Origin of the sequence: Pleomorphomonas oryzae DSM 16300, from assembly GCF_000422965.1 — a bacterium.
In the GTDB taxonomy this organism is placed as follows: domain Bacteria; phylum Pseudomonadota; class Alphaproteobacteria; order Rhizobiales; family Pleomorphomonadaceae; genus Pleomorphomonas; species Pleomorphomonas oryzae.
In genome coordinates, this window is the sequence record NZ_AUHB01000019.1 from 85583 (window position 1) to 102520 (window position 16938).

Here is a 16938-nt window from a genome sequence, read left to right on the forward strand (position 1 = left end):
CCATTTTTCATCGGTTTATTTCAGTATGTTGTAGGGTGTATGAGACGAAGGGATAGGGTGACTTGCCGGAGTTGCGAAAACGTGTACACTTCTTACGACTGGCGCTGGAGGGCGTCAGGCATCCATCATGGGAGGATTGTCCGTTGAAGAAGACGGTGTTTGGTGGCCTCTGCGCCATCCTGCTCGGCTGCACGTCAACGTTCGTGCAGGCTGAGACGCTTCGTCTGGCCAATCACGGCCAGGCCGGTATCGACGCGATGAAATCGACGGTCGAGCGCATCGAGAAGAAGCTCGGGGTCAAGGTCGAGGTGGTCGAATACCCGGCCCCCGACAAGGACTATCTTTCCAAGCTCCTGACCGAGCTCGGCGCCGGCAACGGCCCCGATCTGTTCTCCATGCCGTCGACGGCCGCCGTGGCCGATATGGTCGACGCCGGCTATCTCGCGCCGATCACCACCGAGATCAATGCCTGGGACGGCTACAAGAACTTCTACGATGTCGCCAAGAAGCTGGCGGTCAGCCCGGACGGCGAGACCTATGTGATGCCCTACATGCTGGGCATCCAGGAGATCTATTATCGCAAGGACGTGCTGGAAAAGGCTGGCATTTCCACCGGACAGCCGAAAACCTGGGATGACCTGATCGCCCGTGCCGAGGAGATCAAGACCAAGACCGGTGCCTACGGCCTCCTGTTCCCGGCCGGCGTCAGCTGGGGCTCGGGCGCTTTCGACGAGGGCTTCCAGCACCTGATCGTCGGCTCCAAGACGCCGCAGATCGTCACAGACGATGGCAAGCTCGATCTCAACGGCGAGGGCGTCAAGGATGTCTTCAATGTCTACAAGACGTTGATCGACAAGGATTTGATGCCGGTGCAACCGCTGCTCGGACCGGAGCCTTGGGTGATCCCCAAGTATGAATTGTTCCCGGCCGGCAAGCTGGTCGCCACCACCTGCGGCTCCTGGTGCTACATTTTCGATTGGGGTCGCGAGAGCAAGAACCCCATCCCGGATGTGACCAAGGTGGTCGGCACCTGGACTGTTCCCGGGCAGACCGGCGGTCAGTTCGTGCTCGCCAACCTCGCTGCGCCCTGGGCCGTCAATGCCAAGTCGGCCAATGTCGAGCTTGCCAAGAAGGCGCTGCTCGAGATCGGTTCGGTTGAGACGCAAGTGTCCTATGCTGCCCGCATCGGCAACATTCCCGCGAGCAAGGACGCGGCCAGCGATCCCGAGTTCCAGAAGCTCACCGAACTCGTTCCGATCCATGCGGCTGCCGAGAAAGGCACGTTCCTGAAGCAGGCTGCCGGCTTCGGCACCGTCGCTGAGGGCGTGGCCCGCGCCACGGATGCTCTGCTCCGCAAGGAAGTCGACGCGGCCGGCGCCCAGAAGATCCTCGTCGACTACGTCAAGGAAACGCTCGGCGACGACGCAGTGAAGTGATTTCGCTCTTGCGCCCATGAATTAGGGGACGCGCGGCTTGCCTCGCGTCCCACGATTTTCGATCCACTAATGTGAGCCCCATGGCCAAAACGCTCCAGGAACGGCGCGCCGAGCGGCAGCTGATGATCGTGCTCCTGCCGTCGCTGCTGCTGCTTCTCGCCTTCGTCATCTATCCGGCCATCTATTCGGTCTATCTGTCGTTTACCAACGAGGCGCTGACCGGCGCTGCTGCGCGCGCACCCCGCTTCGTCGGCTGGCGCAACTACACACGCCTGTTCAACGACGCCAAGTTCTGGAACGCCCTGTTCGTCACCTTTGTCTTCGTGCTGGGGTCGGCCATCATCGGCCAGTTCGTGCTCGGCCTCGTCTCGGCCATTGCCCTGCGTCGTCGCCTCGTCTTCCGGACCTTGTTCTCGTCGATCATCCTGCTGCCCAACGCCGCGCCGGAAGTGGTGGCAGGCTTCATGTGGATTTCGATGCTGGCCGGCGGCGATCACGCCACGTTGAGCCGCATTGTCTCCTTCTTCGGTCTGCCGACCGCCGACTGGCTGCAAGTGTTTCCGCTGGCGATGATCATCGTCGTCAACACATGGCGCGGCATCGCCACGGCGATGATCCTGCTGACCGCTGGCCTCAGCACCATTCCCCAGGAAATTTACGAGGCGGCGCGGATGGACGGCGCCACGCCGGCACAAATGTTCCGTCGCATCACCCTGCCGCTGATGATGCCGACCATTCTTCTCTACATGCTGATCTCGACCGTCTCGACCATCGCCGTGTTCGGCCTCGTCTACGCGCTGACCCGCGGTGGCCCTGGCGGCGCCACCGAACTCATCAGCATCTACATCTACAACCAGTCATTCACGGCCTACCAGCTCGGCTATGGCGCGGCAGTGGCGGTGATTGCCCTGCTGGTGTCGCTGATGCTCGGCATTGCCTACGTTCGCGCCGCCAAGGTGGAGATCTGACATGTCCGTGGCTCCTCCCGGCGAATCCGCCAACTGCGTGCGTGGCGATCTGATGGCCTATGCGACGCTGTCGCTGATCTCGATCTTCTGCGCCATTCCGTTCTTCTGGCTGCTGATCGCCTCGTTCGACGGTAACGCCCAGCTATTCTTGCGCTGGCCTGAGACCTGGACCTTTGCCAATTACCTGCGCGTCTTCGCCAAGGAAGACGGCGCCAAGTGGTTGTTCAATTCGTTGTTCGTGGTGGGATCCGCCACCTTCCTGGTGATGGTGCTCTCCGGCCTCGGCGGTTATGCCCTGTCGCGAACCCGTGCCTGGTGGAAGCTGCCCTTCCTTTACGCCATCCTGCTCATCCGCGTGCTGCCGTCCACAGCGCTGGTGGTGCCGCTCTACAAGTTCCTGCTGACGTTGAACAACGCCGAAGGCGCCCTGCTGCGCCCCATCTTCGGAAGCGCAACGCGCGACATCATGCGCTGGACCGGTTTCATCGACGGCTATCTCGGCCTGATCCTGGTGCTCGCCACCATGCAGCTGCCGCTGTCGCTGTGGATCATGAAGACCTTCTTCGACGGTCTGCCACGCGATTATGAGGAAGCCGCCCTGATGGACGGCGCCACGATGATCCAGCGCATCCGGCGTGTGCTGGTGCCACTGGCTCTGCCTGGCCTCGCCGCGTCCGGCCTGTTCGCCTTCATGTCGGCTTGGGGTGATTTCCTATTGCCGCTGATCCTGCTGTCGTCGCCGGAATTGCAGACACTGCCGCTCGGTCTCTTCCGCGCCTTCCTGCGCATCAACGAGATCGACTACGGCCTGCTGACCGCGCTTGCCTTCATCTACCTGGTTCCCGCCGTCGTCGCCTTCGGCTTCGCGCGCCGCTTCCTCGTCCAGACCTTTTCGGGCGGCGTGAAGGGCTGAGAGAAAACAAGAGTTCGAGCCAATGATCCACCTCAACAACGTCCGCAAGTTCTACGGCGCGCTGGAAGTCATCAAGGGCGTCGACGTTACGGTCGAAGATGGGGAGTTCGCCGTCTTCGTGGGGCCGTCGGGTTGCGGCAAATCGACCTTGTTGCGCATGATCGCCGGCCTTGAAGGCATCGACAGCGGCGATCTTGTCCTCAATGGCACGCGCATCAACGACGTGCCGCCCGACAAGCGCGGCATCGCCATGGTCTTTCAGTCCTATGCGCTCTATCCGCATATGACGGTGGCCGAGAACATCGGCTTCTCGCTCAGCCTCAAGAAGGTGGCGCCGGCCGAGATTCGTCGCCAGGTCGAGGAAGTGGCCGAGATCCTGCAGTTGGGCGAATTGCTCGATCGCCGGCCAGGCGCCCTCTCAGGTGGCCAGCGCCAGCGCGTCGCCATCGGCCGCGCCATCATCAAGAAGCCGGCGCTGATTCTGTTCGACGAGCCGCTGTCCAATCTCGACAGCGCGTTGCGCGTGCAGATGCGGGCCGAGCTGCAGCGGCTGCATCGCGAGCTCTCGGCTACCGTCGTCTACGTGACGCACGACCAGGTGGAGGCGATGACCATGGCCGACAAGATCGTCGTCCTCAATCAGGGCACCGTTGCTCAGGTCGGTCCGCCGATGGATCTCTATCATCGGCCGGACAACGAGTTCGTCGCCACCTTCATCGGCTCGCCAAAGATGAACATCCTGCCGGTCGCGGTGACACGGGAGAGCGCCGACCGCGCCCATATCGCGGGCCCGCTCGGCATGAGCTTCGTGCTTGCCGATGCTTCGCTTTCCGAAGGGCCCGCCCGAATGGGCGTGCGGCCCGAACACATCAAGGTCGTCGACACCCAGGCCGCTCACTTTGTCGCCGAGGTGGCGATCGTCGAACGACTGGGCGTCGAGACCTATCTCACCGTCGGTTCAATCGAGCAGCCGATCGTCGTCCGCGTCGAGGGCGACGTCACCTTCCGCCCAGGCGACCGGGTGCCGTTCGCCGCTGAGACCACCGCCTGTCACATCTTCAGCCCAGATGGACGGATTCTCCGTTCCGCCAAGGCTGCCTGACGCAGAGAGGAAAATATGTCCATCAAGATAACGATCTGGAACGAGGGCCGCCATGAGCAGCTCCACAAGGCGGTGAGCGACATCTATCCCGACCGCATCGACGGTGCGATCGCCAAGGGTATCGCCCACTCCGATTTCGAGATCCATCGCGGCACGCTCGATGATCCCGACGAAGGCCTGCCGCAAAGCCTTCTTGACGACACGGATGTATTGCTCTGGTGGGGCCACATGGCCCACGACGACGTCAGCGACGGCCTGATCGACCGCGTGCAGCAGCGCGTGCTCAGGGGCATGGGCCTCGTCGTGCTGCATTCGGGCCACCATTCCAAGCTGTTTAAGCGACTGATGGGCACCAACTGTAATCTCTCCTGGCGCGAAATGCCTGAAGGCGATCTGGAGCGCGTCTGGGTGGTCAACCCGTCGCACCCGATTGCCGAAGGGCTACCGCCTTATTTCGAGGTGGCGGCCTCCGAAATGTATGGCGAGCCCTTCGACATTCCGCAGCCGGACGAAATCGTCTTCATGTCTTGGTATTCCGGCGGCGAGGTTTTCCGGTCTGGCTGCACCTTCCAGCGCGGCCGCGGTCGCATCTTCTATTTCAGCCCCGGCCACGAGACCTTCCCGATCTATCACGACCCGATGGTCCACAAGGTCATCTCCAACGGCATTCGCTGGGTGAAGCAGGCCCACACCGACGGCCGCGTCCTCGAAAACTGGCACCGCGCCGAACCCTTGCATCCGCGTCCGATGGCGAGGAGCTGATAAATCCCAGCAGGTCATCCGTTTGGTGCCGATGGCTGGCAGCAAGTTCCTTGCGACTTTGGCGAGGCCAATCCTTTTGCCAAATCGACCGTCGCATGCCACACGGGCATTTATCGCCATTCGGCATTCCCTCAACGACAACCGGCAACAACCTCGCGATCCTGGTGAGGCGAATCTGACATTTGCTCCGAGGGAGATGGCGCTTGGTGCAGATGTGGGAGTCCGACCGCTCGAAGCTGTATTTGCCTGCCTCTACGGTAGATCGAGGAGCATTGCCGCTTGATCGCTTTGAAGAGGTTCCTGGTCCACTAATACCCCAGTTTTCACCCGCCCCTGCCCAACGGCCCAATCTGGGATATTGGGCTCGCTGGGTGATGCAGATTTACTATGGGGCGGGTTTGCATCCTCCTTCACAGGCGGTGACAGTTGACAGCGTTACTCAATCGAAAGTACCGTTGACTAACGGATTTCCCTGATGGTTGGGGCTGGGTGAGCCATCTGGAATGCAAGTTATATTTCAGAAATTTCGGGGCCGCCTGGCTCTGGTGGCTTATGTTAAGTGTTTGTTTTTGAAGGGGATGGTTGGAAGCTCGCCATATCGGATACAACGCCTGCCGAGCGTCACGTTTTCGTCGCCAGAGCCGCTTACGCTAGCGGTTTTAGGGGGATAGTGAATTGGCAGGATAATTGCATTAAAATGGCAAGGAAGGGTTTGAAAATCACGATGGCATTTCGTCGTGAGGGTTAATTACGGTTCAGGGCGTCGAGTTGCGTGTGTTTTGGCGTAAGAAGGGGCCTTATGGAAAGTTTATTGTCTCAAAAGGTTGTTGGAGTGTCTGAGGCCGCTTTTGAAAGGCCTCCAGAGGGTGAACGTTGGTTTGCCGCCATGACCCAGCCGCAGCGGGAAGGTGTCGCAATCGATAACCTCCGTCGGCAGGGGTTCTATACGTTTTCTCCGCTTGAAAAAGTGGTGCGACGCCATGCTCGCAAGACAATCGCGACGACGGCGCCCGTTTTTCGCGGTTATGTCTTCGTGCGCCTGGATCCGATGCGGGCGCGCTGGCGATCGATCAATGGAACGCTGGGTGTGCGGTCGCTCGTGACCAGCGGCGGCACTCCCCTGGCGGTCAAGGCCGGCGTTGTTGAAACCTTGGTGGCGTCGACCGACGCCAACGGAATTCTCGAGTTCGTTGATCCGCTGCAACCCGGCATGACGGTACGCCTCAGGGAGGGGCCGTTTGCCGAACAGCTGGGCGTGATTGAACGGCTCGATGGGCGTAATCGATTGGTATTGTTGATGAGTTTGATGGGGGGTCAGGTTCGGACGGGCGTTTCTCGGGACATGATCTTGAAGGTCGCCTGATCGCTGCCTGTTTGGTTTGATGCGTTGATAGCCTCCGATCGAGGTGTGGGAGAACGGTCTTTGGGCTGTTCATGTGCGACGGTGGTGCAAATGGTCCCTGGTGAAGCGATTTCACCCGGAGTGCGGTAGCTTTTGTCTGGTTGGCCCGGCTGGGCGTTCAGGCCTATCTGGAATACCGTGCTCGGGTTGTGGCTTTATCGAACGTTTGAAGTCGGTTTGAAGATTTGAAGCGAAGAATTTCGGAGTATCGATTTTGAAGATCGTGATGATAGGTTCTGGCTATGTTGGCCTTGTTTCTGGGACATGCTTTGCCGACTTCGGCCATGACGTTGTCTGCATGGACAAGGCGGTGGAGAAGATCGAGGCGCTGGAGCGCGGCGAGATCCCCATCTACGAGCCCGGGCTGGATGCACTGGTCGCCGCCAACGTCAAGGCGGGTCGTCTGACCTTTACCACTGACCTTGCCGGTCCGGTGGCCGAGGCCGACGTGGTGTTCATCGCCGTCGGTACGCCGTCGCGGCGCGGCGATGGCCATGCCGACCTCTCCTATGTCTACGCCGCTGCCCGCGAGATCGCCGCCGCCGTGAAGGGCTTCACCGTGGTGGTCACCAAGTCGACCGTGCCGGTCGGCACCGGTGATGAGGTGGAGCGCATCATCCGCGAGACCAATCCCACCGCCGACGTCGCCGTCGTCTCCAATCCGGAGTTCCTGCGCGAGGGCGCGGCCATCGACGACTTCAAGCGGCCCGACCGCATCGTCATCGGCTATGAGGACGAGCGGGCCAAGGAAGTAATGACCGAGGTCTACCGGCCGCTCTACCTCAACCAGGCACCGCTGCTGTTCACCAAGCGCCGCACCTCCGAGCTGATCAAGTATGCCGGCAATGCGTTTCTCGCCATGAAGATCACCTTCATCAACGAGATCGCCGATCTCTGCGAGAAGGTGGGCGCCGACGTGCAGCAGGTGGCGCGCGGCATCGGCCTCGACGGCCGCATCGGGGCGAAGTTCCTGCATGCCGGTCCCGGTTATGGTGGCTCCTGCTTCCCCAAGGATACGCTGGCGCTGGTCAAGACCGCCCAGGACTATGACAGCCCGGTACGCCTGATCGAGACCACCGTCGCCGTCAACGACATTCGCAAGCGAGCGATGGCGAGGAAGGTGATCCAGGCAGTGGGCGGCGATGCCCGCGGCAAGACGGTGGCGGTGCTCGGTCTGACCTTCAAGCCGATGACCGATGACATGCGCGACAGCCCGGCCATCTCGATCATCCAGGCGCTGCAGGACGCCGGCGCCAAGGTGCGCGGCTTCGACCCCGAGGGTATGGACAACGCCAGGAAGCTGATCGAGGGCGTCGATTACGTCGGCAGCGCCTATGAGGCGGCTGAGGGGGCCGATGCGGTCTGCATCGTCACCGAGTGGAACGAGTTCCGGGCGCTGGACTTCCCCCGCCTCAAAGGCGTCATGAAGGCGCCGGTGCTGGTCGATCTCAGGAACATCTACCGGCCCGAAGAGATCGAAAAGCACGGCTTCAGCTATACCAGCGTCGGACGCGGCTCTGAGCTCACAGGCTCCCTCTCCAAGGCGGCCGAGTGATGCGCTTCCTGATCACCGGCACCGCCGGCTTCATCGGCTTCCATCTCGCCCGGCGTCTGCTCGACGAGGGTCACTTCGTGGTCGGCTTCGACGGCATGACGCCGTATTACGACGTTCGCCTCAAGGAAGCGCGGCATGCTCTTCTCGAACGGTCGAACGGCTTTCGGGCGGTGATCGGCCAGTTGGAAGATGCTGAAGCGCTGAAGCAGGCCGCAGAGCTGGCCGAACCGGAGGTGATCATCCACCTCGCCGCTCAGGCCGGCGTCCGCTACAGCCTCGAAAACCCCAAGGCCTATGTCGACGCCAACCTGACCGGCAGCTGGAACGTGCTGGAGCTCGCCAAGCAATGCGAGGTCAAGCACCTGATGCTCGCCTCGACGTCGTCGGTCTATGGCGCCAACGACAAGGTGCCGTTTGCCGAAAGCGACAAGACCGACGAGCCGCTGACGCTCTATGCCGCCACCAAGAAGGCGGTGGAGGTCATGGGCCATTCCTACGCTCACCTGTGGAAGATCCCGACCACCGCCTTCCGCTTCTTCACGGTCTACGGCCCCTGGGGGCGGCCGGACATGGCGCTGTTCAAGTTCGTCGACGCCATCGAGAAGGGCGAGCCGATCGACGTCTACGGCGAAGGCAACATGCGGCGCGACTTCACCTACGTGGAGGATCTCATCGAGGCGATCGTTCGCCTGGTACCCGTCGCTCCAAGCGAGGACAACCGCGTCACCGTCGAGGGCGTGACCGACACGCTGTCCAGGCAGGCACCGTTCCGCATCGTCAACATCGGCGGCGGCCAGCCGGTCGGCCTCCTGGACTTCATCACGGCCATCGAGACGGCGCTCGGCAAGCCAGCCGTCCGCAACCTCCTGCCCATGCAGAAGGGCGACGTTCCCCAGACCTATGCCGCACCCGACCTGCTCAAGGCTCTGACCGGATACGTCCCGGAGACCGACGTTCCAACCGGGGTGAAGAACTTCGTCGAATGGTACAGAACCTGGAAGGGCTGAAATAGGCATCAAAATACTATTTCAGATAAAATCCAGCATTTAGGACTTGAAATAATGTCACAAAGGAAAACAGCCCTTATTACTGGTATCACGGGCCAAGATGGTTCCTATCTTGCCGAATTTTTGATTTCTAAGGGGTACGAAGTACATGGAATTAAGCGCCGTGCGTCATTGTTTAACACGCAACGCGTAGACCATATTTATGAAGATCCCCACGTCGATAATGCGCAGCTAAAGTTGCATTATGGGGACCTGAGCGACACCTCAAATCTAACGCGCATCATTCAGGAAATCGGACCCGACGAGGTATATAATCTTGGCGCGCAGTCCCATGTTGCGGTGTCTTTCGAGGCTCCCGAATATACCGCTGATGTCGATGCCATTGGCACCCTGCGACTTCTTGAAGCAATACGGTTTCTGGGTCTAACTAAGAAAACCCGTTTCTATCAAGCGTCCACCTCCGAACTTTATGGTCTGGTTCAGGAAATCCCCCAGCGAGAAACGACCCCGTTTTATCCGCGCAGTCCTTATGCTGTAGCAAAACTATATGCGTATTGGATAACTGTAAATTATCGTGAAGCCTATGGCATGTACGCGTGCAACGGCATTCTATTCAATCATGAATCACCACGCCGCGGTGAAACATTCGTCACGCGAAAAATTACGCGTGGCCTCGCGAACATCGCCATGGGACTCGAACCATGTCTCTACATGGGCAATATCGACTCGCTGCGTGATTGGGGGCATGCCAGGGACTATGTCCGGATGCAGTGGCTCATGCTGCAGCAGGACAAACCGGAAGATTTTGTGATTGCCACAGGCGTGCAGCAATCCGTTCGTGAGTTCATCGCATGGGCGGCCGAAGACCTCGGCGTCAGCATCGAATTTCGGGGAGAGGGTGTTAACGAGGTTGGGGTAGTCTCAGCCATTTCTGGGGACCTCGCGCCCGCACTTAACGTTGGTGACGTGATTGTCCGCATCGATCCTCGGTATTTCCGCCCATCGGAAGTGGAAACTCTGCTGGGCGACCCAAAGAAGGCAAAAGAACGACTCGGATGGGTTCCAGAAATTTCTGCGCGCGAAATGTGTCGCGAAATGGTTGCGGAGGATCACAAATCTGCGCGGCGGTATGCTCTCCTTAAAAAGCACGGTCTAGACCTGCCAGTCAGTGTGGAGGGCTGACGATGCCATATGAATTGAAAGGCAAGAAGGTTTGGGTGGCTGGACACCGCGGAATGGTGGGCGCCGCAATTGTCCGCAGATTGGTGTCGGAGAATTGCGAAATACTGACGGCTAATCGCAATGATGTAGATCTCAAGGATCAGGCTACGGTGCGTGCATGGGTGGCAACTGCCAAGCCAGACGCCGTGTTTGTGGCGGCTGCAAAGGTCGGCGGAATCCTAGCGAATAACAGTTATCCAGCTGATTTTCTGTACGATAACTTGATGATCGAAGCTAATATAATTGAAGCTTCGTTTCGGTCGGGTGTTGAAAAGCTGTGTTTTCTTGGGTCCTCATGTATTTATCCTAAGTTTGCTGCCCAGCCAATTGTCGAAGGCGCCTTGCTTACCGGTGAGCTTGAGCCAACAAATGAATGGTACGCTATCGCGAAGATTGCGGGCATTAAACTTTGCCAAGCCTATCGCAAGCAGCACGGCGCTGATTTCATCTCGGCAATGCCTACTAATCTTTATGGGCCAGGCGACAATTTCGATCTCAATTCCAGCCATGTAATGCCAGCTCTTATCCGCAAGGCACACGAAGCAAAGATTACCGGCGCTAAGCAGATTGTTGTCTGGGGCACCGGCAAGCCGTTGCGAGAGTTCCTCCACGTTGATGATTGTGCAGACGCCTGTGTCCACCTGATGAAAGTCTATTCAGACTTCGAGCACGTGAACGTAGGCTCGGGAGAAGATCTATCGGTCCTGGCATTGACGAAGCTCGTTTGTGAAGTAGTAGGGTATAGAGGCGAAATCGTTCATGATCTGTCTAAGCCTGACGGCACGCCGCGCAAACTCATGAGTGCCGAAAAGCTTCGCACTCTTGGATGGGAGGCAAAGATTGAGTTGAAGAAAGGTATTGCAGAGACATATGCCGCTTTCGTCGCCGGTCAAGTGACGCTACGACAGGCAGAAGCGCGTCGGTAACTCAAGTCCGGCAGTACGGGCTTTATCTATGGACAAGAATCATGGTCTTGGATTGAAGCCCTGAATTAAGGTGATTTACTGTACGCAGCTGGCGTGATTGACAATTGATTTATGCTATTAACTAATTTCATTAGCCGTGGCCATGTTGTTGTGAGGTCCAGCTTATGGCAATTAGTTACTCTATGCTCATGGCCTAATGAGACCGAGGTAGTTGACCGGCGGTCGCCCAAATCGCCGCTCGCTTTATGTCAGAATCGCCGAAACATATTCTCGGAGATACAGTTGAGCACCGTCCTGCTCGGTCGAATGATAGTAAAAGCGCCCCACCGTCTGGCAAGATCCTAACCGCTCCGGCATGTCACGCCAGAGTCCGCACTCATACGATCACATCGAAGCCCCCCGCGTGTCACTAGGCGGGCTTCGGACGCTCTTGTGCCCGCCGATATAATGGCGCTCTAATTTTCCTTAACCATTCGAACCCACCTTCAGAATACATTGAAGTTCATAGCACTGGCGGTTGGCGCATAAGAAGTGACTGTTATCTATTTCGCGAAATAGCAAGACAATGAAATATATCTATAAAATACGATAGCTTAGTTAAGTGTACAACCAAAAATATATACGCAAGAAAGTTCACCCAGGAGTCCGTTACTGTGTTGGTTAGCCCCCCTTTAACATTTCGCGTTCTTAACGTTCCAATTAGCGCAACACATATGACGCAGGCTGTGAATTACATTTCGCAGGCAGCAAAAGATAATTCATGTAGATTCGTACTTGTTAGAGAAGTCCCGAGCCTTATGTTGGCAGCTAGTGACCCGACCCTTCTCCAAATACATGAAAAGGCACTCCTAGTTGTGCCTGATGGTATGCCTTTAGTCTGGATAGGCCGGTTGATGGGATATGGAAAAGCAATTGGCCGAGTTACAGGGGCAGATTTGGTCGACGCACTTTGCTCGCATTCCTTATACACCGGCCAAAGTCACTACTTCTACGGGGGGAAGCCTGGTGTGGCGGCCGAAATGGCCCGCCGTTTGGTGGAAAAGTTCCCGGGCCTCAAGATCGCTGGAGTTTTTAGCCCTCCCATGCGAGCGCTGGGTCGAGGTCAAGCAACATCGGATGAGATTTATAGCGAAATTGAAAATATTCGGATATCCCGTCCCGATTTTGTCTGGGTCGGAATTTCCAGCCCCAAACAGGAAATTTGGATGGACCTAGCCACTCCGTTGCTTGGCAATGGTGTATGCATTGGCGTTGGCGCCGCTTTTGACTTTCAATCAGGAAGCGTAGCGCGAGCACCCAAGTGGATGCGCGATAACGGTCTTGAGTGGCTGCATCGGCTTTCAAGCGAGCCGAAGCGCCTTTGGAAACGTTACCTGCTCCTCGCACCTCTATTTATAATCCGCGTCGTACCAGATATACTTTTTAACGTAATACGCCGCCTCCGTGGTTCCAGCGAGTTCCGCTAAATTTAGTTTGTTCTAGGCGTTGCGCTACAGGAGCGGAAGATGAACGCAAATTGTGATCCCCGTTCTTTAAAAGAAAAAAAGATATGTGTACTAATTTCTGCACCAAGTTTGGCTTCCAGTGTTAACGTCAGCGGAATATCGGCTGTCGTAAGCGAACTTAAGCAAGCGCTAGGTGATGAAGTACACTATACTCATCTCGTCCTTGGCGCACCTCAGACAGGTAAGTGGTATCTGCGAAAATTAGCATCACTACTAAACATACTTAAGGGAATGTTAAAGGCAATAACAGAAAAGTACGATATATTACACTCCAACACCGCGTTAATGACAAGATCCATTTACCGGGATCTACCATTTGTATTAGCTGCGCGTATTAGCGGGAAGGCTGTAATACTCCATTTTCATGGGGGTTTATTTCTTGAAACAAAGCCGACGGGGCTTGTAAGAGTGGCCTTAAAGTTTCTGATTGGCATGTCGGAAAAGATCGTCTTTTTAAGCCAAACAGAACTTGAGTTATTCACCCAGCACACTTTTGTCCCCAGCAGGAAATCAATAAGCATATATAACTCCGTCAGGATTCCGAAGGAAGCTAGAACTCCGGCAGCCGACGATGACTCTTTGCGGGTGTTGTTTGCTGGACGATTAGTGTCCGAGAAGGGCGTAGACCTGGTATTGAAAGCTGCGAATAGATGTTATCCAGCCTCGGTGCATTTCACAATATATGGCGACGGACCAATAAAACGGGAAATTGAAACGGAAGCATCTGTAAATAGAGCCCTGACCTTTGGCGGCGTCTTTGCTCACGCGGATTGGCCAGAAATTCTAAAGAATTACGACATATTAGTGCTGCCCTCAAAAGTTCCTTTCGAGGGTATGCCTATGATTGTTCTTGAGGCGATGTCACTTGGCTTAGTTCCAATTGCAACCCCGTATGGCTCTATCCCTGAGTTACTCGGTAGACGTGAGCGAGGTCTGCTCATTGCTCCCAATGACGTGGAGATGCTGGTTGCCGCGATCTCTGAGCTAGCGTCATCGCCAGAAACGCTCGCCACAATGGGAAATAGGAGTCGAATTTTTGCAAAAGAAAAGTTCGACTCCAGTGTCACTTCGAGAGCGTTTTTGAGCCTTTATAACGATCTATCATCGGGTAAGAATCTAAGAGGAAACGTAGAGTGAGTAAACTCTAATACAAACAAACAGCATTCAAATAAAAACGAGCTTGATCGTAAAATCCGTGCGTGAGTCCTAAAATGCCTTGGATTGTTGTCGAGGACTATAAAGCAAATAGAGAAGGGCTGCTGAGCCAAGGATTTTGGGCGATCCTGTGTTACCGCTTTAGGCACTTGCGGATGTCTATCAAGCCAAAATTTGTTAAAAGAGCACTGTATATTCCATCAATATTGATGCATAAAGTGGTCGAAATAATGACCGGTATATCCATACCCGACTCAGCAATTATAGGAAGAAGGTTGGTTATAGAGCATTTTGGAGGAATCATTATACACGGAAATGCAGTTATAGGTGATGATGTTATCATTAGGCAGGGCGTGACTATCGGGAATATAGGAAATGCCAATCCCTCCGGGGCGCCAAAAATTGGAAATCGAGTGAGTATTGGGGCGGGTGCAAAAATAATCGGGAGCTTAAAAATTGGAGACGACGTAAAAATTGGTGCGAATGCCGTAATTTTACGCGATATACCATCTGGTTGTACAGCTGTGGGCGTTCCGGCGCGGATAATACGCAGGCGAACATAGTCAAAGGCGTTATATATATCAATGAATCGTTGTCAATCACGCCGCCCATGATTGCAACTACGTCTCTGGGCTAGATTTACCCTTGGGCGAGTCGCCTGGTGGCGTATATACCCGAGCCAGTCAGATGGTGGTGGAGGTGCGGGATTGTTCGCTATAGGTGCTCTATTACATTAAGAGGAAGATCAATGACATCCGGTGCTATCCACGATAATGATATATTCGACGGAAAAAAGGATGTCCGGGTGGCCATTGTACTGCACACCCATTCGTCTTACGCCATGGGAGGCGCACAAGCGCAGGTGGACCGAATTATTGAACATTTAGTGCGTAACACGTCTTCTAAAATATACTTTATAGGTAAGCATATCGCTGACGATGCTGGATCGAAGAATAAGTATAAAATTGTGCGGATCCCGGGGCCATTGTGGATATCGAGATACACGCAGTTAGTTGACGCATTTGGATTGTACGAATGCCTTCGGGAGATACGGCCCGACGTAATTTATCAAAGAGATGGTGGCGCATACACCGCAACCTGCGCGGTGTATAGTTTCCTGAATAGATGTAGATTTATTTTTCACGTAGCGCATGACAATGATCTCCGTCCATTTTACCGGAAGATCGAACGTAATATACTGCGAACGATAGATCAGATGATGCATGGATGGGGAATCAGGAAAGCTTACTCGATAGTATGCCAGAGCAAGAGTCAGTGGCTGGTAGCAAAAGAACGGAAGATCGGAAGAGAAATCTTCGTCGCGCGAAATTTTTTCTCACCTGTGGATTACAAAAACAGAAAAAATTATGAGAAAATAAAGGTTCTTTGGGTGGCCAATCTGAAACCGTTCAAAAAGCCAGAAAGATTCGTCGAAATTGCAAAGAGACTAGAGGCAACGAATCTCGAGTGGATTATGGTGGGTCGGCAGGACGACGATTATTCCAATTTGCTAGAAGAAGCAAGAAGTTTGCCACGCTTTCAGTATCTGGGGGAACAAACACAGATAGAAGTCGAGACACTTATGGAGCAATGTCACATATTTGTTAATACCTCTGTAAGAGAAGGGTTTCCTAATACATTTATTCAGGCTTGGCTTCGCGAGATGTTGGTCGTGAGTATTGAGGTTGATCCTGACTGCAATCTTGAGAAGGAGGAAATTGGAGTTCGCAGCGGCAGCATAGAGGACGCTGCGAGTTTCATAAAGGAAATATCTGAGAATACATACAGAATGAAAGAGATGGGAAAGAAAGCCCGTGCCTATGCATTGGCAGCACATGGGCCTCGAAACGCCGAAATTCTGACGGCGATTTTGCGGGCGTGAATTATGGCGACTGCAGCATGCGAGGTCTGCTTTTGATGTATTTTCTGTCTTCTCAAACCTGGCCCAACTGATTGGGCTAGGTGTTTAGTCCCGACATTTGCTGGATTGGATCGAGGGTGAATCGTTCTGGCTCGGAAGTCCAGCATTTGCAGATGAACTCGTAGGGCGTGAGGCCACTGAGGGTCTTCAGTCTGCGAGCGAAATTGTAGGCGGCGACGAAATCAGCGCGACGCGCTTCGAACTGGCGATGATCGTCGTAGTGGAAGCGCTTGACGGTCGCCTCCTTGATCGTACGGTTCATCCGCTCGACCTGCCCATTGGTTCCAGGGATGCTTCACTTTGGTCAGGCGGTGCTCGATGCCGTTCTCGCGACAACGCATATCGAACATGTGCGTCATATAGCGCGCCGTCGAACATTGAGAGCAAAACGTCTGTGCCAGCGCGGGCAATGGATTCTGGAAGCCACCGGGGAACCAAACTTGGAATGTGCCATCATCGGCCGAATTCTATTAGCATGGTCTGAAATGCACAAGACGAATTCAGGGCCAAGCCACCGGCCGCATTAAAGGCTGCGTAGCAACTGACATTTTGGCGCTGACCGGTCCGTCCAGGAGCCTCGGTTACTTCGTTCTTTTGCAGGAAAATCGCTACGATACCATCAGTAATGTACGTATGGTCAGCGGCGACGAACTCAATGACTGCCAGGCGACCAAGCCTTTGGAGCCAATCAGATCGTCGAAGAACTCGATCAATGTGGAGCCAAGCTGGACGCTTCTAAAAACCTCGCCAAATCAGTGGTTTTATGATTCCCTTTGCCTTGTGGCGGAGGGCTCTGGCGATGTCTGGACTGCCTGGCTTTTTTGACTTCGATGACCGGCTGAAGCGGCTGAGCGACCTCGGTGACCAGTTGGAGGCATTTGGCAAGACCGTCGACTTCGAGATATTCCGAGCCGATCTGTTGACGGCCCTTGATTACACCAACGGCCCGCAAGGCGGTCGGCCTCCGTTCGATCCGGTGATGATGTTCAAGATCCTGGTGATCCAGGCGGCCAACAACCTCTCTGACGAGCGGGCCGAGTTTCTGATCAACGACCGTCTGTCGTT

Annotated in this window: 15 protein-coding genes and 1 pseudogene; 15 read left to right on the forward strand and 1 reads right to left on the reverse strand. The window is 55.6% G+C overall.

The annotated features are described in order from the left end of the window. Window positions 1-143 precede the first annotated feature (143 nt). The 14 genes from G522_RS0122470 (at window position 144) to G522_RS0122520 (ending at window position 15834) form a co-directional block, all read left to right on the forward strand. Window positions 144-1436, forward strand: a complete 1293-nt coding sequence (locus tag G522_RS0122470; RefSeq protein WP_026792957.1) for an ABC transporter substrate-binding protein — start codon at window positions 144-146, stop codon at window positions 1434-1436. A gap of 80 nt (window positions 1437-1516) precedes the next feature. Beyond that, on the forward strand, window positions 1517-2404 hold the full coding sequence (locus tag G522_RS0122475) for a carbohydrate ABC transporter permease (RefSeq protein WP_026792958.1): 888 nt from the start codon (window positions 1517-1519) through the stop codon (window positions 2402-2404). A 1-nt stretch (window position 2405) separates the two neighbouring features. After that, a complete protein-coding gene (locus tag G522_RS0122480; RefSeq protein WP_026792959.1) occupies window positions 2406-3317 on the forward strand; it encodes a carbohydrate ABC transporter permease in 912 nt (303 codons plus the stop codon). A gap of 22 nt (window positions 3318-3339) precedes the next feature. Next, on the forward strand, window positions 3340-4419 hold the full coding sequence (locus G522_RS0122485) for an ABC transporter ATP-binding protein (protein WP_026792960.1): 1080 nt from the start codon (window positions 3340-3342) through the stop codon (window positions 4417-4419). Window positions 4420-4434: 15 nt separating this feature from the next. Then, window positions 4435-5181 carry a ThuA domain-containing protein gene (locus tag G522_RS0122490; protein ID WP_026792961.1) on the forward strand — a complete coding sequence of 249 codons (747 nt, stop codon included), beginning with the start codon at window positions 4435-4437 and terminating at the stop codon, window positions 5179-5181. A 799-nt stretch (window positions 5182-5980) separates the two neighbouring features. Next, window positions 5981-6544 (forward strand): transcription termination/antitermination protein NusG, encoded by a 564-nt coding sequence (gene nusG, locus G522_RS28275; RefSeq protein ID WP_084633350.1) that lies wholly within the window; start codon window positions 5981-5983, stop codon window positions 6542-6544. Window positions 6545-6797: 253 nt separating this feature from the next. After that, window positions 6798-8138, forward strand: coding sequence for a UDP-glucose dehydrogenase family protein (locus tag G522_RS0122500; protein ID WP_026792962.1), 1341 nt, complete (start codon window positions 6798-6800; stop codon window positions 8136-8138). Continuing rightward, window positions 8138-9145 carry an NAD-dependent epimerase gene (locus tag G522_RS0122505; protein WP_026792963.1) on the forward strand — a complete coding sequence of 336 codons (1008 nt, stop codon included), beginning with the start codon at window positions 8138-8140 and terminating at the stop codon, window positions 9143-9145. Before G522_RS0122500 ends, G522_RS0122505 begins: the two co-directional genes overlap by 1 nt. Window positions 9146-9199: 54 nt before the next feature. After that, window positions 9200-10327 carry a GDP-mannose 4,6-dehydratase gene (gene gmd / locus G522_RS0122510; RefSeq protein WP_026792964.1) on the forward strand — a complete coding sequence of 376 codons (1128 nt, stop codon included), beginning with the start codon at window positions 9200-9202 and terminating at the stop codon, window positions 10325-10327. Between the two features lie 2 nt (window positions 10328-10329). Beyond that, on the forward strand, window positions 10330-11292 hold the full coding sequence (fcl, locus tag G522_RS0122515; protein WP_026792965.1) for a GDP-L-fucose synthase: 963 nt from the start codon (window positions 10330-10332) through the stop codon (window positions 11290-11292). A gap of 797 nt (window positions 11293-12089) precedes the next feature. Further along, window positions 12090-12758: a WecB/TagA/CpsF family glycosyltransferase gene (locus G522_RS30795; protein ID WP_425414091.1), complete on the forward strand. Its 669-nt coding sequence runs from the start codon at window positions 12090-12092 to the stop codon at window positions 12756-12758. Between the two features lie 39 nt (window positions 12759-12797). Further along, window positions 12798-13934 (forward strand): glycosyltransferase family 4 protein, encoded by a 1137-nt coding sequence (locus G522_RS29730; RefSeq protein WP_084633352.1) that lies wholly within the window; start codon window positions 12798-12800, stop codon window positions 13932-13934. 173 nt (window positions 13935-14107) lie between these two features. After that, on the forward strand, window positions 14108-14515 hold the full coding sequence (locus tag G522_RS29735; RefSeq protein ID WP_210162967.1) for a serine O-acetyltransferase: 408 nt from the start codon (window positions 14108-14110) through the stop codon (window positions 14513-14515). A 185-nt stretch (window positions 14516-14700) separates the two neighbouring features. Next, window positions 14701-15834, forward strand: coding sequence for a glycosyltransferase family 4 protein (locus G522_RS0122520; protein WP_026792966.1), 1134 nt, complete (start codon window positions 14701-14703; stop codon window positions 15832-15834). Window positions 15835-15910: 76 nt separating this feature from the next. Here the strand turns inward: G522_RS0122520 and G522_RS28280 are convergent. Then, window positions 15911-16226 (reverse strand): annotated as a pseudogene (locus tag G522_RS28280) (integrase core domain-containing protein); the annotation flags it as partial. Window positions 16227-16672: 446 nt separating this feature from the next. Between G522_RS28280 and G522_RS0122530 the strand changes: the two are divergent. Next, the coding region (locus G522_RS0122530; RefSeq protein WP_036840566.1) for a transposase at window positions 16673-16938 on the forward strand (266 nt) is incomplete at its 3' end.